General features: G+C 72.8%; 15 protein-coding genes. 4 read left to right on the forward strand and 11 right to left on the reverse strand.

What is annotated here, in order from left to right; all coding sequences use genetic code 11:
* From IE258_RS25265 to IE258_RS25285, 5 genes are all read right to left on the reverse strand, one after another.
* Nucleotides 1–1,712: condensation domain-containing protein (locus IE258_RS25265; protein WP_189747039.1), on the reverse strand; the 1,712-nt coding region annotated here is incomplete at its 3' end.
* A gap of 64 nt (nt 1,713–1,776) precedes the next feature.
* Nucleotides 1,777–2,049, reverse strand: coding sequence for an acyl carrier protein (locus IE258_RS25270; protein ID WP_189747041.1), 273 nt, complete (start codon nt 2,047–2,049; stop codon nt 1,777–1,779).
* Nucleotides 2,050–2,081: 32 nt separating this feature from the next.
* On the reverse strand, nt 2,082–2,981 hold the full coding sequence (locus tag IE258_RS25275; protein WP_189747043.1) for a hypothetical protein: 900 nt from the start codon (nt 2,979–2,981) through the stop codon (nt 2,082–2,084).
* The gene (locus IE258_RS25280) at nt 2,978–4,699 is read right to left on the reverse strand and encodes an acyl-CoA dehydrogenase family protein (RefSeq protein ID WP_189747045.1); all 1,722 of its coding nucleotides are present in this window, start codon (nt 4,697–4,699) and stop codon (nt 2,978–2,980) included. The genes IE258_RS25275 and IE258_RS25280 overlap by 4 nt, the downstream gene beginning before the upstream one ends.
* On the reverse strand, nt 4,696–6,471 hold the full coding sequence (locus IE258_RS25285; RefSeq protein WP_189747047.1) for a fatty acyl-AMP ligase: 1,776 nt from the start codon (nt 6,469–6,471) through the stop codon (nt 4,696–4,698). Before IE258_RS25285 ends, IE258_RS25280 begins: the two co-directional genes overlap by 4 nt.
* A 352-nt stretch (nt 6,472–6,823) precedes the next feature.
* On the opposite strand from IE258_RS25285, the gene IE258_RS41335 reads away from it, so the two are divergent.
* The 4 genes from IE258_RS41335 to IE258_RS25300 all read left to right on the forward strand — a co-directional run bounded on the left by IE258_RS41335 (nt 6,824) and on the right by IE258_RS25300 (nt 10,347).
* Nucleotides 6,824–7,252, forward strand: a complete 429-nt coding sequence (locus IE258_RS41335; RefSeq protein ID WP_308434204.1) for a cobalamin B12-binding domain-containing protein — start codon at nt 6,824–6,826, stop codon at nt 7,250–7,252.
* Nucleotides 7,249–8,502 (forward strand): methylaspartate mutase, encoded by a 1,254-nt coding sequence (locus IE258_RS25290; RefSeq protein ID WP_229892402.1) that lies wholly within the window; start codon nt 7,249–7,251, stop codon nt 8,500–8,502. Before IE258_RS41335 ends, IE258_RS25290 begins: the two co-directional genes overlap by 4 nt.
* Nucleotides 8,499–9,335 carry an ABC transporter permease gene (locus IE258_RS25295; protein WP_189747051.1) on the forward strand — a complete coding sequence of 279 codons (837 nt, stop codon included), beginning with the start codon at nt 8,499–8,501 and terminating at the stop codon, nt 9,333–9,335. The genes IE258_RS25290 and IE258_RS25295 overlap by 4 nt, the downstream gene beginning before the upstream one ends.
* A gap of 67 nt (nt 9,336–9,402) precedes the next feature.
* Complete coding sequence (locus IE258_RS25300; RefSeq protein WP_189747053.1) at nt 9,403–10,347, forward strand: TauD/TfdA family dioxygenase; 945 nt, start codon at nt 9,403–9,405, stop codon at nt 10,345–10,347.
* A gap of 62 nt (nt 10,348–10,409) precedes the next feature.
* Here IE258_RS25300 and IE258_RS25305 read toward each other — a convergent pair whose 3' ends face one another.
* From IE258_RS25305 to IE258_RS25330, 6 genes are all read right to left on the reverse strand, one after another.
* Nucleotides 10,410–11,324, reverse strand: coding sequence for a GHMP family kinase ATP-binding protein (locus IE258_RS25305; protein WP_224326085.1), 915 nt, complete (start codon nt 11,322–11,324; stop codon nt 10,410–10,412).
* Between the two features lie 10 nt (nt 11,325–11,334).
* Nucleotides 11,335–14,559: a non-ribosomal peptide synthetase gene (locus IE258_RS25310; protein WP_189747055.1), complete on the reverse strand. Its 3,225-nt coding sequence runs from the start codon at nt 14,557–14,559 to the stop codon at nt 11,335–11,337.
* A gap of 47 nt (nt 14,560–14,606) precedes the next feature.
* Entirely contained in the window at nt 14,607–15,881 is a 1,275-nt protein-coding gene (locus tag IE258_RS25315) for an ATP-grasp domain-containing protein (protein ID WP_189747058.1), read from the reverse strand.
* Nucleotides 15,878–17,350 (reverse strand): argininosuccinate lyase, encoded by a 1,473-nt coding sequence (gene argH / locus IE258_RS25320; RefSeq protein WP_189747060.1) that lies wholly within the window; start codon nt 17,348–17,350, stop codon nt 15,878–15,880. The genes IE258_RS25315 and argH overlap by 4 nt, the downstream gene beginning before the upstream one ends.
* A complete protein-coding gene (locus IE258_RS25325) occupies nt 17,347–18,420 on the reverse strand; it encodes a cysteine synthase family protein (protein WP_189747062.1) in 1,074 nt (357 codons plus the stop codon). Before IE258_RS25325 ends, argH begins: the two co-directional genes overlap by 4 nt.
* 224 nt (nt 18,421–18,644) lie before the next feature.
* Nucleotides 18,645–19,598, reverse strand: a complete 954-nt coding sequence (locus IE258_RS25330) for an ATP-binding cassette domain-containing protein (RefSeq protein WP_189747064.1) — start codon at nt 19,596–19,598, stop codon at nt 18,645–18,647.
* Nucleotides 19,599–19,665: the final 67 nt, after the last annotated feature.

Below are 19,665 nucleotides of genomic sequence, written 5' to 3' on the forward strand. Positions count from 1 at the left end.
TCGATGACGAGGGCGGGCGAGGCGTCGGAGAGGATGTGCGCGACCCGCTCCTGCGGATACTCCGGGTCCACCGGCACATAGGCGGCCCCGGCCTTGGCAACGGCGAGGAGCGCCACGACGAGTTCCACCGAACGCGGCAGCTTCACCGCGACGAACGAACCCCGACCCACCCCCTGACCTTGAAGCCATCCGGCGACCCGCCCCGACCAGGCGTCCAACTCGCCGTAGGTCAGGACCCGGTCACCGCATTCCACCGCCACCGCGTCCGGGGTGCGCTGCGCCTGCTCGGTGAACAGCTCCGGCAACGACGCCCCGCGCAGGCTGCGTGTTGCTCCCTGCCAGCCGGACAGGATCTGCTCCCGCTCGGCGTCCTCCAGCACCTCCACCTCGGACACCCGGGAGTCCTCGTCGCTGTCGGCCACCCACTCCAGGACCCGGACCAACCGGTCGCAGTGAGAGACGAGTTCGTCCTCTCCGTACAGCTCGTGATGGCCGTCCAGTTCGACACGGATGCCGGAGCGCGAGTCGGCTGTGCCGTAAAAGTTGATCTTCAGGTCGTTCACGGGGCCGGTCGAGAGCGGATGGGTCACGGCGGGTGTGGTGCCGAACAGAGGCTCGCCGGCGAAAGCCATGATGTTGACGGTCGGGCCGAGGCGGGCCTGGCCGGCGCCGGAGAGGCCCAGCTCGTGGATGAGCTCCTCGCCGCGGAAGCGCTGGTGACGGACGACGTCGGCCAGGGACCGGGACACCTGTGCGGCCAGTTCGGTGAAGCGGATGTCCGAGGTGAGCCGCACGCGCAGGGGCAGCACGTTGACCATGGCGCTGGGTGTGGTCAGCGACGTACGCCCCGAGCGTCCTGCCAGCGGGATCGAGAACGTGAAGTCGGTGCCGCCCGTCATCCGGTGGAAGAAGGCGGCGGTGGCGGCCAGGGCCAGGGCGGGCCACTGCACTCCGAGGCGGGCGGCCGCCCGGGTGAGGCGTTCGGCCAGCGGGGTGGGCAGGGTGCGGACGTGGCGGCGCAGGCTGTGTGTGCTGCCGGACGCGCGGCCGGCGAGGGAGACCGGCTCGGGCAGGTCGGTGAAGACCTCACGCCAGTGGGCGCGGTCCTTGGTGTGCCGTCGCGAGCCGGCGTAGGCCGCCTCGTCGGCGACGACCCGGTCCAGGGTCGCGAAGCCGGTGGGCGAGGGCTGCTCCCCGGCGAGGAGGGCGGTGTAGAGCGCCGCGACGCGGGTGGCGTACACGGACTGGCCGAAACCGTCGAGGACGGCGTGGTGGTAGCCGTGGAAGTACCAGTGCAGGTCGTCGGCGAGGCTGAGGAGGGCCTGTTCGCTGACGGGGCCGCGCGTCAGGTCGAAGGGCCTGGCCATGCGCGCGTTCATCCACCGGTGGGCGGCTGCCTCCGGGTCGGAGGCAGCGCGCAGGTCGACGAACCGCAGGGGGTGCGGCTCGGCCGGCTCGACGAGCTGGTGGAGGGTCACTTCCGGGCCGCTGTCCGTGTCCCGTTCCTCCTGGGCGAAGCGCGAGCGCAGCGCCTCGGTCTCCTGGACGCCCCGCCGTACCGCTTCGGCGAGAATCTCCGTGTCCACCGGCCCGGCGATCTCGTAGTAGCCACCGCAGTTGTAGAGGGGGCTGTCCGCGTGCAGGTGCTGGGCGACCCAGATGCCGGACTGCGCGGCGGAGACGGGTCGACGGAGCAGACGGGCTTCGGACATGGCGGAGCGGTCCTCTCGATTCTGCGGAAGTGCTGGACTGCGGGGGGAGGAAGGGCCGTGACCGTCAGCCGTTGACGGCGAGTTCGTCGGCCAGGGCCTTGCTCAGCGCGTCGACGGTGGGGTTGTCCCACATGAGAGCCGGGTCCACGGAGATGTCGAAGTGGTCTTCCAGCTCGGCGATGACCGACAGGGCGTACAGCGAGTCGAGCCCGTAGTCGGAGAGCGGCACACTGGGATCGATCGTGTCGACCGGGCGTTCCAGGTGGCTGGCCACGCAGTCGGTGAGCCAGCGGGCGAGGCTGCCGGCGGTGGGGGTCTCGAGGTCGGACTCGGGCATGAAGCTGTCCCTTTCTTGGAAGCGGGGGCGGATCAGGGGCGGTCGGGAATCCGGCGTTCGACCAGGTCGAAGGTGCGGGCACCCTCGTAGCGGCGGATCAGGTCCGCGTACAGGCGCTGCTGGACGTCGCCCGAGGGCTGGGGCGAGCGCCGCGCCGGCGTGGTGAGCACCCGGCCGGGGGCTGCCCGCGCGAGCTCGGGGTCGAGGAGGGCGGCGGCGCAGGGCGCGGTGACCAGCTCGGTCAACGGCAGGGGACCGGGGGCGGGGCGAGGACCGTGTGCCGGGGCGAACAGCTCCCGCTGGGCCCCGTTCAGCAGCAACTGGAAGATGCCGGTTTCCCCCTCTCGGACGTAGAAGCGCGACCCCATCAGGACGGACAGCCGGTCCAGGGCGCCCTGGAGGACGCGCGGGACCAGCCCGAGGACAGCCTGCTCGTGGGCGCCCTCCCGAGCGGGCAGCGCGTCCTCGCCGCGGACCGCGAGCGTGGTCAGGACGTCGCACAGCAGCAGGTCGGCGTGGACTCCCGCGAGCACCTCGCGCAGCTGGGGGATGTCGATGGCGGGCGCCCCGTAGAGCAGGCGGCCCCGCAGATGGCGGACCGTGACGCGGAGTGCCGAGTCGAGGGCTCCGACGCACGCGCCGACGGCCAGGGCCGCGGCCCGCGGCCCGTTGTCGGGCAGGCCCGTGCGGACGGTGCTGCCGAGGCCGGGCGAGCGGCGGTACAGGGCACGCAGCGCGTGCAGCCACGCCTCGGGGGCGGGGTGCGCACTCGCCGTGAGGGCGTCGGGGAGCAGGTCCCCGGTCCGTGGCCGGCCCGTCTCGTGCACGGCCAGGACCGCCGCGAAGCCGCGGGGGTTGGCGGTGTCGTACGGGTCGCCGAGATGCTGTTCGACGGTGTCGGCGAGATCGGTGGAGACGGTGACCGCGGTCATCGGGCCGCACCCTCCAGGGAGTCGAGGAGCGAGGGGACCGTGCCGGGCGCGGACAGCAGCACGTCCGTGAGGGCGTCGAAGACGTCGCGGTCGGCCGCCTCGACGGGTTCGCCGAGGTCGGTCAGGGCCTTCACCAGGCAGGCCCGCAGCCAGGTCTCGTCGACGCGGTCGGGCCGGCTCAGCCACAGGTGGACCGCGGCCGCCGCGGCGAAGCACAGTTCGTACTGCTCGGCGAGCCCGAAGGCGTGGCCGGGCACGGCACGCGGGGAGTAGCGGATGGTCGCCATCCGCTCGTGCAGCCCGTCCGTGGCCCGCCGGATCCCCTCCGCCAGGGTGGCGAGCCCGCCGCTCGCGCCTCCGGACGCCGCCAGGTCGTGGACGCGGTCCACGGCCGACGGCAGGGCGGCGACGACGGAAGCGCCGGTCCCGGAGAGCAGGCTGAGGGCCTCGGGGCGGAAGGGACGCAGCGGGGCGCGGACGTCGGTCGCCTCGGCCAGACCGGTCTCGTCCCGGCGGCCCTTGCGGTAGGCGCGGGCGAGCCGGGGGAACTGGTCGATCAGGGCGTTGCGGTTGACCAGGCTGCTGCCGTCGAAGATGCCGATGATGCGGTGGTCGCGCTCCAGTTTGGCGAAGCGTCCGTGCGGGTCGGCGTCCGTGAGCCCGTAGGGGCCGAGGGTGTGGAGGAGGCGGGCGACGAGGTCGTCGACCTGGGCGGGTACGAACGCCTTGGCGACGGCGGACACGACGCTCATCTCGCCGGTGAGCGCGTGGACGGACCGTGCGGCGACCACCCCGGCGGCCTCCGCGAGCAGCAGACCGGCCACGGCCTCGCCCAACTCCCGGCGTACGTGGGGGACCTGCGCGAGCGGTGTGCCGCGGTCGGCGGTCTCGGCGGCGAACCGGGCGGCCAGTTCCAGGGCGTGGTCTCCCGCGCCCAGGGACATGCCCATGCAGCCCGTGCGGGTCACGTGCAGGGCCTTGAGGATGATCTCGAGCCCCTGGCCGGGCGCCCCGATGAGAGCGTCGTCCGGCAGCATCGCGTCGTGGAAGGCGAGACCGCTGATGTCCGCCCCGCGGATTCCGTACGTGGGAACCTTCGGCAGCGGGGACAAAGCATCGGGAGCGAGCCGCTCCTTGTCGACGAGGAACAGGCTGAAGCCGCGCGGGCCGCCCTCGGGGCTGGTGCGGGCCAGCACCGTGACCAGATCGGCGCGGGTGATGTTGTTGATCAGCCACTTCTCACCGGTGAGCCGCCAGCCGCCGTCCCCGTCCACCCGCTCCGCGGTGACCTCACCGGCCAGCAGGTCGCTGCCGTGGTGCCGTTCGGTCAGCGCGCAGGAGACGACCGCGCCCTCGCGGATCCGACGGCCGAGGCGCGCCGCCCGCCGCGGATCGCCGGCGATCCAGGTGGCGACGGCCCCGAGGTACGTCTTGCCGTGGGCCGCCGCCACGGTCAGGTCCACGCGGGAGACCGCCCGCAGCAGCCGGGTCACCACGCCGAAGTCGTCGAGGGCGCCGCCGTGTTCGGCCGGCACGTAGTAGCGCGGCAGGCCGAAGTCGTCGAGCGCGCGGCAGGCGTCGGCGGGGAACGCCTCCCGTTCGTCCAGGGCGGCGAGCCGCTCGCCGGAGAAGGGCCCGCCGGGTGCGGCCAGTTCGCCGAGGAGGCGGGTCAGTTCCGTGACGGGGGCGGCCACCGCCGCGGCCGGCGTGACCGTCATGCCGGGGCCTGCTCGCGGCTCGCCGCCGTCGGCTGCAGCGTGGGCTGGTAGTCCGCGTACGTCGGCTCCAGTGCGCCGGACCGGAACAGCTCGCGCATCGCCGAACGCTGGATCTTGCCGCTGGTGGTGCGGCGCACACCGCCGGGCCGCAGCAGCAGCACGGCGCCGACCGTGGCACCGAACTCGCGGGCGACGGTGAGCCGCATGTCCGCCGCGAGCTCCCTCAGCCGCTCCTCGTCCTTGATGCCGCGGACCTCGTGCGTGACCACCAGGACGTCGTCCTCACCGGCGCCGGCGGTCCGGGGCACGGCGAAACAGGCCCCGACCAGGTTGCCCAGCTCCGGCCGCTGGACCCGCAGTTCGTGCTCGATGTCCTGCGGGTAGAGGTTGCGGCCGCGCAGGTTGAGGACGTCCTTGATGCGGCCCGTGATGTAGAGGTCGCCCTCGTACAGGGCTCCGAGGTCTCCGGTGCGCAGGTAGCCGCTGTCGCCCTCGGCGGTGGTGGCCCGGAACTCGGCCTCGTTGGTGGCCTCGCGCCCCCAGTACCCGTGTCCCACGACGGGGCCGCGCAGCCACAGCTCCCCGACGGATCCCTCGGGCAGGGTGCGCAGCGTGTCCGGGTCGACGACCAGGACCTCGGCGCCGAGCGGCGGCCCGCAGCTGACCACGTCCCGGCCGGACTCCCCGGCGGCGGGACGGAACTCGTCGCGTTCGAGGGAACCGGCGTCCACGCGCACGCTGCTCGGCGCGATGCCGATCGCACCGGAGACGAAGAGGGTCGCCTCGGCCATGCCGTAGCTGGGGGCGAGCGTCTCGGGGCGCAGCCCGTACTCGGCGAACCGCCGGTGGAAGCGGTCGAGGACGGCGGACCTGACGGGTTCCGAGCCGTCGACGGCGTGCCGCCACCGCGAGAGGTCGAGTCCCTCGGCCTGTGCGTCGGTGACGCGCCGGCTGCACACGTCGTACGCGAAGTCCGGCGCGGCCGAGAAGGTGATGTCGAGCCGGTCGATCATGTGCAGCCACAGGTGGGGGCGCTTGAGGAAGGTGCTGGGGCTCATCAGCACGGTGGCGGAGCCGGTCATCAGCGGCGTCGTCATCAGGCCCATCAGGCCCATGTCGTGGAAGTGGGGGATCCAGCCGCCGCCGCGAGTGGTGTCGTCCAGTCCCAGGGCGTCCGCGATGTTCTCGGCGTTGTGCAGCAGATTGCCGTGGCTGATCATCACGCCCTTGGGATCTCCGGTGGAGCCCGAGGTGTACTGGAGCACGGCGAGGGTGGAATGGCCCGTGGCCGGCATCGTCCAGTCGCCGGGGTTCGGCCCGGCCTCGTCGGTGGCCAGCAGGGGGAGACCGCCGAGACCTTCCTCGGCGCACCAGGTCTCGACGTCGGCGCGGGTCCCGGTGTCGGTCAGGATCGCCGCCGCGCCCGAGTCGTCCGCGATGCGCCGGACCCGGTGCCGCTCGTGCCGGTAGCGGCCGGGCAGCGAGGAGGGGACCGCGACGACACCGGCGTAGAGGCAGCCGAAGAAGGCGACCAGGAAGTCGAGTCCGGCGGGGTACAGCAGCAGGGCACGCTCACCGGGCCCGATCGAGGACCGGTGCAGATGCACGGCCAGACTCCGGGCCCGCCCGTCCAGTTCGGCATAGGTCAGCCACTGCGTCCCGTCCTCCCGGAGGGGATCCGTCACAAAAGCCGCCGCCTCCTTTTCCGGCCGGTTTTCCGCATGCTTCCTCAGCATCGCGGTAACGCTGGGGGCGGTGACGATTCCCGCCATATCCGTGGCCTGCCCTTCGTGGTTGCGAACGGGGTTTTCCGCGCGCCGAATCGGCACTGCCGTGACTTTCTACCGGCTGCCCCAGGGGCGGGGAAGGCGACTGACAGCAAACTGCACCCGCAGCCGGTGGTCCCTTCAGCAACAGGGACAAAACCCCCGTAAGGGCTGGCAGTTCGAGGGTGACGAGGCCAGTACCGGCCAGCCGATCCTCGGCTTCGACCCCGCCCGCCCCAGTAGAGTCGAGGCCGACAGCAATTCCAAAGAACCTTTCAGCCGCTGAGTGCGCCGCGTTTCAGGGTGTTCCTGCCCGGGGCTTACGGCACTCCCCGACTCCGGGATTCCAATGAATTCCATGCCTGGCACTCCTATGCCTACCGTGCTGGTCACCGGCACCTCTTCCGACGCCCACACCTGGAATCTCGTCTACCTCCAGCTCCTGTTGGAGGAATGGGGCCACGAGGTCACCAACCTCGGCCCCTGCGCACCCGACGACCTGGTCATGGGATCGGCCGTCGAGCTCCGCCCGGACCTGATCGTCGTCAGCAGCGTCAACGGCCACGGCCACCAGGACGGCCTCCGGCTGGTCCAGGTCCTGCGCGCCCGCCCGGAACTCGTCGGCACCACCATCGTGATCGGCGGCAAACTCGGGACCGACGGACTGCGCAACGTCGGCCAGGTGCGCCGGCTGCTCGCGGCGGGCTACGACCGGGTCTTCGACGACGGAGACGTGAACGCGTTCCGCGACATGCTGGCCCGGCCCCCTGTCCGAGCGGTGTCGTGACGCAGGCCCCCTTCGGCGAGTTCGTGGCCGGAGCCCGGGCCCGCGGCACGCTCGTCGTCCAGCCCCGCATGGGCTTCAGCGACCCCGGACGGATGCGCCAGGGGCTGGCCCGCACCAGGGCGGCCGACGCCGTCACGGTGGGGACGCTGACCCTGGACAGCTACACCCGGGTACGTGACCTCGATGCCGCCCGCCGGGCCCTGGCCGAGGGGGTCACGCTCAACGGCTACCCGATCTGCACCCACCCGCCCGAAACCACCCGGGGCGTGCTCGACGGCATCCACGACGCCTCCTTCCCCGTCCAGGTCAGGCACGGTTCCCCGCGGCCCGAGCACATCGTCGCGGCGCTGCTCGGTCTCGGCCTGGACGCCACGGAGGGCGGGCCGGTCTCGTACTGCCTGCCCTACAGCCGCACCCCGCTGGCCGAGGCGGTCGTCTGCTGGCGCACGGCCTGCGAGATGCTCGCCGAGCACACCGGAGACGGCAGGGTGCCGCACCTGGAGAGCTTCGGCGGCTGCATGCTCGGGCAGCTGTGCCCGCCGGCCGTTCTGGTCGCGGTGAGCGTCCTGGAGGGCCTCTTCTTCGCCCGCCACGGGCTGCGCAGCGTGTCCCTGAGCTACGCCCAGCAGACCAGTCCGCAACAGGACCTGGAAGCGGTCGCCGCCCTGCAACGGCTCGCCGGGGAACTGCTGGGGCCCATCGACTGGCATGTGGTGCTCTACGCCTACATGGGCGTGTACCCCCTCTCGCGCGGCGGCGGGCTGAACCTCCTGGAGGCGGCCGCGCGGCTCGCGGTGACGTCCGGGGCGTCCCGGCTGATCGTGAAGACGGCCGCCGAGGCGCACCGCATCCCGACCGTCGCCGACAACGTGGAGGCACTGGAGGCCGCCGCGCGCGCCGCGGCCACCGCCACCGCACCGCCCCCCGGCCCGCCCGCCGCGGACTCCGAGGTGTACGCCGAGGCCCGCACCCTGGTCCATGCCGTACTGGACCTGCACGACGACGTGGGCACCGCCCTGCTGACCGCGTTCCGGCGAGGTCTGCTCGACATCCCCTACTGCCTGCACCCCGACAACGCCGGGCGGGCCAGGAGCTTCATCGACCACGACGGACGGCTCCGTTGGGGGGACACCGGCGCGCTGCCCCTCGGCGGGGCGGCCGTGTCCGCCGCGCGCAAGGTCACGTCCGCCGATCTGCTCGCGGCACTGTCCCGTGTGCGACGGGCCTACGACTCCGGAGGAACCGCATGACCAGCACCTCGCCGCCCCCCGCACGGCTCACGGCCGCCCCGGTGCCGACCTGGCAGGGCAGCAGCCTGACGGCGCAGTTGCTGATCCTCACCGGGCGCTCGGTCAGGGCCAACTTCACCCACGTCAAGGTCGTCGTCCTCAGCATGCTCCAGCCGGTGTTCATGCTGCTGCTGCTCAGCCAGGTGTTCGGCGCCATCGTCGACCGGGGGCACCTGCCCGACGGTGTGGCCTACCTGGACTTCCTGCTGCCGGCCCTGCTGGTGACCACCGGCATCGGTCCCGCCGTCGCCTCGGGCATCGGCCTGGTGCGCGACATGGACAACGGAGCGGTGGCCCGCCTGCGCACCCTGCCGATCCACGCCCCGCTGCTGCTGTTCGCCCGCAGCTTCGCCGATCTGCTGCGCACCACCGCCCAGTTGGTCATCCTCGTGGTGGTGGCGGTGGTCTTCCTGGACGCCGACCCGGCCGGCGGACCGTTCGGGCTGCTGGCCGCGGTCCTCTTGACCTGCGTGGTCGTCTGGGCGATGACCTGGATCTTCCTCGCGCTCGGGGCGTGGCTGCGCAACCCCGAGGCCATGCAGAGCGCCGGCTACCTCGTCACCTTCCCGCTGATGTTCGCCTCCAGCGCCTTCGTCCCCAAGGAGCGGCTGCCGGACTGGCTCCAGGTACTGGCGACGGTCAACCCGCTGTCGTACGCCATGGAGGCCAACCGCGCACTCGCCCTCGACCAGCCGCTCGGCGGCCAGGTGTGGTCCGCGCTGGGCGCCGGTGTCCTGGTCGCGACCGTCGGATCGATCACCGCGGTACGGGCGTTCCTGCGCCCGCCCGCCTGAACCGTATCGCCGCGCCCGCAGACCGGCACGGCGCACCCCCTCCGAGAGACGAAAGAGGCATCGCCCCATGCCCGGAACCGGAACAGGTCCGCTCGTCCGCCTCGACGCGACCGAGGCGCCGACCGGCGCCGCCGTCGAGTGGCTCACCGCCCACCGCCCGGAGATCAGAGCGGCGGTCGCCCGCAACGGCGCCGTACTGGTACGCGGACTGCGCCTGGACAGCCGGGCGGCCGCCGCCGCGGCCGTCGGCCGCGTCATCGGCGACCCGCTGATCGAACGCGAGGGGTTCGCACCCCGCGACACCTACGGACAGGGCGTCTACTCCTCCTCGCACTGGCCCGCCGACCAGCCCATGTGCATGCATCACGAGCTCAGTTACGCGTCCTCGGCCCCCCGGCTGGTGGCGTTCGCCTGCCTCACCCCGCCGGCCGACGGCGGCATCACCGCGACCGCCGACAGCCGCGCCGTACTGCGCGACCTGCCGGAGGACCTCGTCGCCCGCTTCGAGCGGCACGGCTGGCGGCTCACCCGCCACTACAACCCCTTCGTGGGGATCGGCTGGCAGGAGGCATTCGGCACCGACGACCCCTCGGAGGTGGACCGCTACTGCGCCGAGCACGGCATCGAGGCGCGCTGGGACGCCGACGGCGCGCTGCACACCGTACAGACCCGCCCGGCCGTGGTGAGACACCCGGAAACGGGTGAGCGGTGCTGGTTCAACCAGATCGCCTTCCTCAACGAGTGGACGATGGCGCCGGAGGTCCGCGAGTTCCTCACGGCGGAGTTCGGCCCCGAAGGGCTGCCCTTCAACACGTTCTGCGGCGACGGCACTCCGCTGGACCGGGCGAGCGTCGACCTGATCAACGACGTGTACGAGAGGCACACCGTCCGCGAGCCGTGGCGCCGGGGCGACCTCCTCGTGGTCGACAACGTCCGCACGGCGCACAGCCGCGAACCCCACCGGGGCGAACGGGAGATCGTGGTCGGCCTCGGCGAACCGTTCCAGCCGTAGCCGAACGACCCGGAAGGGGCCGCACCCGGCGTCACGGGTGCGGCCCCTTCCGGGTGTCCGGGTCAGTGGAAGCTCAGGGTGCGGTACACCGTCACGTTGCCGGCCAGCTCCTGGCAGGCCTGGGCGGCGGCCGTGAGCCGGCCGTGGGAGTGCGGTGCGGAGGTGTCCAGCAGGATTCCCAGCGTGGTGCCGCTGTGCCCGACGACCACGCCCAGACCGCCCACCTCGCGGCAGATCGCGATCATCGGCTCCAGCGACCACTTGTGCCGCAGCACCTGGTTCATCCGGGCACTGGCGGTCGCCACCGCGCCGACCTCGGCCAGGTCCTGCCGGGCGACGGCACCGGTGATCCGGTCCAGGAGCCGGACGTACTCCCGCTCGTCCGCCGCCGTGAACGGCTTGGGGATGCTGTTGAAGTCGACGGTGTCCACCGCGCCGCCCTCGTCGACGCTGACCACCGCCATGGACGGCAGGGAGCCGAGCCGGGCGCGCAGCCGCACACTGCGGTGGTGGAAGGCGACCACCGACGGGTAGAGCACCCCGTCGGTCGGCTCGATCCTGGCGAGGTAGGACTCGATGCGGCGCGGCGGCATGGGCTCGTCCAGGGCGTTGGCGACCGCGCGGGCGGTCGCCACCAGGTCCGCCGAGGAACTGGCCAGACCCTTGCCCTCGGGCAGCGTGCTGTCGATGGTCAGCACACCGCCCGCGGGCCGCCCCGAGTCCTCCATGATCATCGAAGCGAGCCGCAGGGCCTTCTTCTTGTGCGGCGGCCACACCTCCAGCACGTCCGTGTGCGGGGCCACCTCGAAGCGGGCCACCGCCCACCGGGCGACGGGCAGGGTGACCAGGAAGTCACCGTCCGCCTCCGGCAGAACGCCCTGCAGGAGCTCACCGAACGTGCCGAAGGCCGAACTCACCCCGGTGGCGGCCACCCGGCGGTAGTCGGCGGGCAGCGTCCTCGTGTCGATCGTCGTCACCCTGGTCCTCCTAGTCCCGGTGCGTCGGCTTCGGGCAGCAGGCCCGCACCAGTGCGGCGGTGTCCGCCGCTCGTGTGCCGATGAAGTAGTGGCCGCCCTGGCCCAGTTCGTGCAGGGTCACCCGGTCGGAGACGGCCTTCCAGTCGCCGTGGTCCGCCGCGAACCGCGCCGTCGAGGGGTCGTCGTGGGCGACGACGACGTCGACCGGGGCGTCGATGCGGTGACTTGCGGCGTCCTCACGGATCCGGATCAGGTGGCTGTTGGCCGTCAGGACGTCGTGCCGGTAGGCCCGGCCCACGACGTCGGCGCGTTCCGGCTTGAGCTCGTCCAGCTCGACGTACGCGTTGTCCGCGCGCAGCCGGGACAGCAGTGTCTTGTTGTCCGCCTCCGACGCCTCCGCCATCTCCGCGCGCAGCGCCCCGACGTCCTCCAGCAGCAGCGCGCCCACGAAGACGCGCTCGGCCGGACGGCCCGCCTCCTGGAGCAGCCGCGCCGTCTCCAGCGCCGGGGCCGCGCCCGCGCAGTGACCCCACAGCAGTACGGGCGTGGTGACCCGTGCGGCGATCTCGTCCCGGACCCGGCGGGCGATCTCCGGGACGTCGGCCATCGGGTCGTCGCCGCCCGCGAAGTCGTGGCCCGGCAGCTCGACCCCGAGCACGGCGATGCCGTCCCGCTCCAGCTCGGCCGCCAGGGAACGGAAGTTGACGGCGTTGCCCCCGGCGTACGGGAAGCAGACCAGGGTGTGATGGGGGTCCGTGGCGTTGGCCAGCGGCTGCAGCAGGTTCTCCGTCGCGGCCCGTTCCCCGCCCCGTACTCGCTCGTCGAGCGCCCGCCCGAGGTCGGCCAGGACGGGGTGGGCGACCAGGTCCTTCAGGGACAGCGCCCGGTCCAGCTGCACCAGGAGACGTACGGCGGCCAGCGAGGTCCCGCCCAGTTCGAAGAAGTTGTCGTCCCGCCCGATGCGCTCCAACGGCACGCCCAGCACCTGCGCCCACAGCATGGCCAGCCGCTGTTCGGCGGGCGTGCTGGGGGCGGCGTAGGCCGCGCCGCCGTGGCCCAGGGTGCCGGCCAGCCGGATCAGGGCCTTCTTGTCGATCTTGCCGTTCTCGGTGAGCGGCAGCCGGTCCAGCCGGTGGAAGTACGTCGGGACCATGTACTCGGGCACCAGTCCCGCGAGGAAGTCCCGGGCGCGTTCGGTGGTGGGCTCGGCGTCCGGGCCGGCACCGCCGTCCCCGCCGCTGAAGAAGGCCACCAGGTTCCGCTGCCCGTCTCCCGTGCCGTCGATGACGACCGCGGCCTCCCGGACCCCCGCCAGGGCCAGCAGCTTGTTCTCGATCTCGCCGATCTCGATCCGGAAGCCGCGGATCTTCACCTGCTCGTCCCGCCTGCCCAGGTACTCGATCCGCCCCTCGGGCAGCCAGCGCCCGAAGTCGCCCGTGCGGTACATCCGGGTGCCGTCGCGGAACGGGTCGGGCACGAACGCCTCGCGGGTGCGCTCCTCGTCGTTGATGTAACCGCGTCCGACACAGACCCCGGAGAACGCGATCTCCCCGGGCGAGCCGAGCGGCACCAGCGCCAGGTTCTGGTCGAGCACATAGGTGTTGACGTTGCGCAGCGAGCGGCCGACGGTCACGAAGTCGCGGTCCGGCAACCGGTCGAGCACCTCGTGCATGGTGTCGTCGGACACCTCGGTGGCACCGTAGGCGTTGACCAACTTGATTTCCGGGTACAGGGCGAACCACCGCTGGACCAGCTCGTACTTGAGGGCCTCCCCGGTGACGGACACCGTGCGCAGCGCCCCGAGCGGCCGGGGGTGCTGCTCCAGGTGGGTGAGGAGCACCTCCAGGTAGGAGGGGACGATCTGGACGACGGTGACCCCGCCCGTGACGATCTCGTCGAGGAAGCCGGCGACGTCGAGCAGGGCGTCGGTGTCGACGACGCGTACGCTGCCGCCCACCATCAGCGGAGCCGCGAACTGCCACAGGGAGATGTCGAAGCACTGCGAGGCGGTCTGGGTGACGACCTCGGCGGTCCCGTTCGTCATCCCCATGTCGTCGAGCTTCATGTGGAGGTGGTTGAGCATGCCCGCGTGCTCGCACATGGCGCCCTTGGGAGCGCCGGTGGAGCCGGAGGTGAAGTAGATGTAGGCGGCCTGGCCGGGAGCGATCGGCACCCGGGGCGCCGCGTCGGAGACACCGGATGCCTGGATCTCCGGTACGGACAGCACGGCCGGCGCGCGGCCGGTGAGTTCACCCGCCCTCTGAGCCAGACTGGCGCTGCCGGGCTCGGTGAGCACGAACGCGCACTCGCTGCGGCTGAACTGGGCCGCCACACGGTCGGCGGGGAAGTCGGGGCGCACCGGGAGGTAGACGCCGCCGGCCTTGAACACGCCGAGCGCCGCGGCGATCCAGTCGAGGGTGCGGTCCATGACCACGGCGACGACGTCCTCGGTGCGCACCCCGGCGTCCAGCAGCGCGTGGGCGACCCGGTTGGCCCGCCCGTCGAGCTCGCGGTACGTCCAGCGCACCGGGCCGTGCACGGCGGCCACCGCGTCCGGAACCTCGCGCACCCGATCCTCGAAGTGGTCCAGGAAGGTCCGGTCGGTCAGGTCGACGCGTGGGCCCGCGAGGCCGTACAGGTGGGTTTCGACCTCCTCGTCCGACAACAGGCTCCGACCGTGATGGGGCGCGGAGGCGTCCGCCGCGAGGAGTTCCAGCGCCCGCAGGTGGTAGCCCGCCAGCCGGCGGGCGTAACTCTCGTCGAGATGTGCCCGGTCGTACACCAGGCGCAGCGACAGCCCGCCGGAGCCGGCGACGACGGCCGCCCTCAGCACGACACCCTCGCCGAGGCCGACGGCCGTGTCGCCCGTGTCCGCGCGGTCGGCGGGCGCGGTGGCCGTCGGTGAGAGGCCCGACAGGTCGAACACCACCTCGGGACGGCCCTCCGCGCGGGTTGCCGCGGCCGGCGCCGTGCTCGCGAGCGTGACGAGGTCGGCCCAGGAGGAGTCCGTGACGGTCAGGCTCAGCGGCGACTCGGCCCGGCCGGCCGCCGCAACCAGGCCGATGAGCAGATTGGGTTCGGCCACCACCGTCGCCAGGACCCGGGCGTGCGCGGCGAGCAGCACCGCCGGCAGTCCCGCACCGGTGTCGGCGGCGCGCTCCTGAAGCGCCCGGGTGAGTGGGGCGGGCAGCGCCTCCCGGTACTCCGCCGCCCCCTGCTCATCGCTCCCCGGCATGGTCCATCTGGGGATTCTGGTGTACGTCTGCTGAGTGCGGTGCCCGCTCATCGGCCCCCGTTCCCTTTCTCCGGCGTCGCCGGTTCCTCCAGTTCGATCCCGATCAGTCCTGCGGCCTGCTCCGCGCGGGTCGCCGCCTGCGCGGTGCCGGAGCCGGTGGCGACCACACAGCCCAGGCGGTCCTGGAACGAGTGCGTGATGCGCACCTGCCGGCCGACGACCGCGGTGGGCACGGCCACCACCACACCCGGTGCCGCGCCCGCCTCCCGGATCCCGGTCACGGCCTTGACCCGTCCCTCGCCGGCCGCGATCACGAACCGCACGGCGGCGTGGCCGGCCCCGGCTTCCGGGACCGCCGCGCCGGGCGGCGTGTCCAGGCCCGCGGCGCGGGCGATCACGGCGTCCACCAGGTCCGTGCCGGTCGCGGCCCGCACGGCGACGGGAATCATGCCGCCGGCCAGCCTGGGGTTGACCTCGATGACGACGGGGCCGTCGGCGGACCGGCGGATCTCGGTGTGGGCGGCGCCCCAGCCGAGCCCGAGGGCCTTGAGGGCCGCCAGCGCCGTGTCGCCGAGTTCGGCGCTCGCCCCGGCGTCCAGGGGGGCCGGGATGTCGTGGCCCGTCTCCACGAAATGCGGTGCGGGGGCGATGTGCTTGGCGACGACGGTGACGACGTCGCCGTCGAAGGTCTCCACGGAGAACTCCGGCCCGTCGACGGCCGCCTCCACCAGGACGCGGGCCGGCACCGCGTTGCCCCGTTCGTCCGTCGCCCGCTCGAACAGCACGCGGGCCCATTCCTCCGTCTCGGCCCGGTCGCGGCACAGCCGTACGCCGCTGGACCCCGAGCCGCTCACCGGCTTGAGCACCACCGGATGCCCGACGGCGTCGGCCGCCCGCACCGCGGCGGCCACGTCGGAGACCGCCGTCCAGGCGGGCACCGGGACCCCGTGGGCGGCGAGCGCCGCCCGCTGGAGGTCCTTGGACCGGCAGCGGGCGATCGCGTCGCCGTCCGCCGCCGGCAGTCCGAGGCGGGCCGCCGCGCGGGCGGCGTCCGCCACGAAGTACTCGGAGCTGGAGGTGATCCCGGCCAGTCCGGTGCCCTCAGCGAGGCCCCGGCAGGCCGACACCACGGCGTCCAGGTCCGAGGTGTCCAGCTCCAGGGTGTCGACGGCGTCCTCGGTGACGTACGGGTACCGGGCGGGGTCCCGTGTCAGCAGCACGGGCCGCAGGCCCCGAGCGCGTGCGCGCGCGCAGAACTCCCGCCCCGTACCGGTGGTGTTGCTCTCCAGGAAGGCGAACCATCGGACCGCCGTACCGTTCATCGCTCTGCTCCCTCGTCCCTTGCGCCGGTCACGGCCGCGACCGCCGAGTCGAGGGCGCGTTCCGCCCGCGACAGCCGCGCACGGTACCGGGTGAGGACCGCGGTGTGCTCCGCGCAGCGCTCCCGGAGTTCGTGGACGACGTTCTCGCACGCACCCGGGCCGCCGCCTCGGTCGTGCTCGGCGACGAGCTCGGGAAGTGCCGGGATGTCCGCGCTCACGTCGGCCCGCAGGCCCTCCGGCAGCGTGATCTTCGTCAGTTCCGGCTCACCGGCGTCGACCGCCTCCCGCACCGCGGCTCCCACCACGTGGTGCGCGGTGCGGAAGGGAACGCCCTGGCGCACGAGGCGGTTGGCGATCACCGTGGCGGTCACGAAGCCCTCCCGGGCCCGCTGCTCCATCCGCCGTCCGTCCGGCCGGGCGCCGCTCACGAGCACCTGGGCCAGGAGCACGCTGTCGCGCACGGTGGCCAGCGCCGACCAGGCCCCGCCGACCGCCTCGGTGCCCACCTCGATGGAGTTGGTGAACGGTGTGGACTTCATGGCGGCGGCCGAGGCGGTCCACGCTCCGACGGCGGCCGCCGCCTTGGCCTTCACGTGCTCGAGCAGGAAGGCGTTGCGCTTCTGGGGCATGGCGGAACTGCCGCCCACGAGCCGCTCGGGGAACTCCACGAAGCCGAACTCCTGGGTGCTCCACAGCTGGAGGTCGGTGGCGAGGCGGCTCAGGGTGAGTCCCGCCCCGGCGGCCGCCGCGAGGGCGCGCAGCAGCGTGTCCCGGGAGGCCACCGCGTCCATGGCGTGCAGCGGCGGCCCGTCGAATCCGAGCAGTTCCGCCGTGCGGGCCGGGTCGATGGGCAGGTCCGTGCCGGACACGGCACCGGCGCCGAGCGGGCAGTTGCTCCGCTCCGCGACCACGTGCCGCAGCGCGGCGATGTCCCGGTCCAGCGCGGTGGCGATTCCCGCGAGGTAGTAGCCGTACGTGACGGGCATCGCCGGCTGGAAGTGCGTGTAGACCGGCATGACGACGTCGCGGTGGGCGCGGGCGCGGGCCAGCAGCACGGCCTGCAGGCGCAGCAGTTCGCCGAGCAGGTCCGCCAGGTCGTCGCGCAGCCGCATCGCGGTGATGGTGGCCTTGATGTCGTTGCGGGAACGACCCGTGTGCAGCTTGCCCCCGACGTCCGCGCCGAGCCGCTCGATGAGGTGGCTCTCGTACATCAGGTACAGGCCGCGCGGCGCCGGGCGGTCGTACAACTCCCGGAAGCCGTCGGCGCGCAGCGCGGTCACGGCTCTCAGCAGGGCGGCGGCCGCGTCCCGGGGCAGCAGCCCGCACTCGGTGAGCATCACCACGTGCGCGAGGTCGATGACCGAGGTGTGGCCGAGTTCCCGGCGGATGTCGTCCGGGCCCGGTTCGCCGTAGACGACGCGGGCGGTGCGGGCTCCGAGCGTGCGGGTGAGCCGGCCCGTGCCGCTCATGAAAGCACCGGGTCGGGCAGGGACCCGCCGGAGCGCGGCACGGTGCCGTTCACGTCCTCGTACGTGCGACGGCCCCACAGCATCCTGGTCCAGCCGTCGCCGGCGTCGGCCGGCGAGTCGACCAGGGCCGGCTCCTCGGCAGGGTGGGGCAGCAGGTGGCCGTTCTCGGCGAGCCAGGCGTCGTTGTACACCGTCGCCTGGTAGCGGTAGCCCTCGTCGGGGAGCATCACGACGCACAGTCCGTCGGGGTTGCGGTCGGCCCACCACTTGGCGGCCAGGTAGGCGGCACCGCTGGTCGGCCCCTGGAACAGCGCGTGGGTGGCGTGCAGTCGCCTGGTGAAGGCGTACGCCTCCGGCGCCGAGCACCAGTGCACCTCGTCGAAGGTGGAGTGGTCGAGGTTGGCGGGCCACAGGCTGTTGCCGAGGCCGCGCAGGGACCGGGGTCCGTCGGGCTGGCCGAAGAGCACGCTGCGGTGGCTGTCCACGCCGATGGCCTGCGTGTGCGGGGACAGTTCGCGCAGCCCGCCGGCGGTGCCGCACATCGATCCTCCCGAACCGACCGGCCCGACCAGGCAGTCGACGGTGCCGAGGGAACGCGCGATCTGCTCGGCGACCACCCCGTAGGAGCGAGGGTTGTCGGGATTGCTGTACTGCTCGGGGCAGAAGGTGGAGGGGAGTTCCGCGCGGATCTCGGCGAGTCTGCGCAGCCGTGCCTCCTGGTAGCCGCCGACCGGCGCGGGTTCCTGGCAGATCTCGATGGTGGCGCCGAGATCGGTCAGTCTCCGGTACAGGTTGGCGTCGATCGCCGGGTCGCTGACGAGTATCAACTCCCGCTCCATGAGGGCGGACTGCATCGCCAGCGCGAGGCCGAACGTCCCCGAGGTGGTCTCCACGATCACCGTGCCGGCGTCCAGGTCGCCCCGGGAATGCGCGCGCTTGAGGATGTAGCGCGCGGGAAGCAGCTTCATGAGGGAGAAGACCGCGCCGTACAGGTTGGGGCCGAGCCGGACGAGACGCGGCATCATCGTCGCCTCGGTGATCGAGTGGTACGTCGGCGTGGTCGCCGTCATGAAGGGCTCCTGGGGGGTCGAGGCCGTCGATGATCGTGGGGAGTGAAGTGGCCGCCGGCGCCGCGCCGTCCGCGGAACCACCCCCGCACCCGCGAGCTCCACGGCGCGGCGGCCCGCGGGGCTCCGGGCGGGGTGGCGGGGTGCGGACGGACGTCGGTCAGCCTGCTGAGGGTCCACAGATTCACGGGTGCGGCTCGGATTCGAGGTGGGGGAGGCGCGGGGCCTCAGGAAGGGACCGGAACGCCGGCGCGCTCTTCGGCGAGGGCCAGATAGACCTCGTCCAGCGTCGGTTCGGACAGCGAGATTTGGGTGATCTCCACTCCCGCGGTGTCGAAGGCCCGGACTGCGGCGGCCAGCCCGATGGATCCCTCCACGGGGGCGGTGACCGTGCCCGCGGGCTCGCCCGGACCGGGGTCCAGGCCCGCCGCCCGCAGGGCGCTCAACGCGGTCGGCACGCGGCCGGGATCGGCGAGGGTGGCCCGGACGGTGCTGCCGCCCAGACGCTCCTTGAGCTGGGCGACCGAGCCGTCCGCGACGCACCGGCCACGAGCGAGCACCATGACGCGGTCCGCCAGCTGTTCGGCCTCCTCCAGGTACTGGGTGGTCAGCAGCACGGTGGTGCCGGTGCCCACCACCTCGCGGACCAGGTCCCACAGGGCGTTGCGGCTGACGGGGTCGAGCCCGGTGGTCGGCTCGTCCAGGAAGAGCACCTGGGGGTGGCCGACGAAGCTGCTGGCCAGGTCGAGGCGCCGGCGCATGCCTCCCGAGTACGTGCCCGCGGCCCGGTCGGCCGCCTCGGTCAGCGCGAACATGTCCAGCAACTGCTCGGCCCGTGCCGCGGCCTCCCGCTTGCCGGCTCCGAGGAGCCGGGCCACCAGCAGCAGGTTGGCGCGTCCGGTGAGGCTCTCGTCCACCGCCGCGAACTGGCCGGTCAGGCCGATGCGGCGGCGCACCTCCCGGGCCTCTCGCACCACGTCGAATCCGGACACCCGGGCTGTGCCTTTCGTGGGCGGCAGCAGAGTGGCGAGAATACTCACCAGCGTGCTTTTCCCCGCTCCGTTATGACCGAGCAGACAGAGCACCCGCCCTTTTTCCATCTGAAAGCTGATGCCGTCGAGCGCCGGGGTGGCACCGAACGTCCTGCCCAGCTCCATTGCTTCGATCATCACGTCACTCATCGATGCCGTTCCTCGCAGATAGCGGCCGAGACGCCTTTTGGGGAGGCAGGGAGATCCTGCAATCCCG

Source organism: Streptomyces tendae (genome assembly GCF_014650435.1).
Lineage (GTDB): Bacteria > Actinomycetota > Actinomycetes > Streptomycetales > Streptomycetaceae > Streptomyces > Streptomyces tendae.

Excerpts from the sequence above, each read along its gene's own strand:
- IE258_RS25280 (WP_189747045.1), bottom strand. The coding sequence starts at position 4,699 with ATGACGGTCACGCCGGCCGCGGCGGTGGCCGCCCCCGTCACGGAACTG.
- IE258_RS25330 (WP_189747064.1), bottom strand. The coding sequence starts at position 19,598 with ATGAGTGACGTGATGATCGAAGCAATGGAGCTGGGCAGGACGTTCGGT.
- IE258_RS41335 (WP_308434204.1), top strand. The coding sequence starts at position 6,824 with ATGCCTGGCACTCCTATGCCTACCGTGCTGGTCACCGGCACCTCTTCC.
- IE258_RS25325 (WP_189747062.1), bottom strand. The coding sequence starts at position 18,420 with ATGACGGCGACCACGCCGACGTACCACTCGATCACCGAGGCGACGATG.
- IE258_RS25310 (WP_189747055.1), bottom strand. The coding sequence starts at position 14,559 with ATGCCGGGGAGCGATGAGCAGGGGGCGGCGGAGTACCGGGAGGCGCTG.
- IE258_RS25285 (WP_189747047.1), bottom strand. The coding sequence starts at position 6,471 with ATGGCGGGAATCGTCACCGCCCCCAGCGTTACCGCGATGCTGAGGAAG.
- IE258_RS25300 (WP_189747053.1), top strand. The coding sequence starts at position 9,403 with ATGCCCGGAACCGGAACAGGTCCGCTCGTCCGCCTCGACGCGACCGAG.
- IE258_RS25295 (WP_189747051.1), top strand. The coding sequence starts at position 8,499 with ATGACCAGCACCTCGCCGCCCCCCGCACGGCTCACGGCCGCCCCGGTG.
- argH (WP_189747060.1), bottom strand. The coding sequence starts at position 17,350 with ATGAGCGGCACGGGCCGGCTCACCCGCACGCTCGGAGCCCGCACCGCC.
- IE258_RS25315 (WP_189747058.1), bottom strand. The coding sequence starts at position 15,881 with ATGAACGGTACGGCGGTCCGATGGTTCGCCTTCCTGGAGAGCAACACC.
- IE258_RS25270 (WP_189747041.1), bottom strand. The coding sequence starts at position 2,049 with ATGCCCGAGTCCGACCTCGAGACCCCCACCGCCGGCAGCCTCGCCCGC.
- IE258_RS25275 (WP_189747043.1), bottom strand. The coding sequence starts at position 2,981 with ATGACCGCGGTCACCGTCTCCACCGATCTCGCCGACACCGTCGAACAG.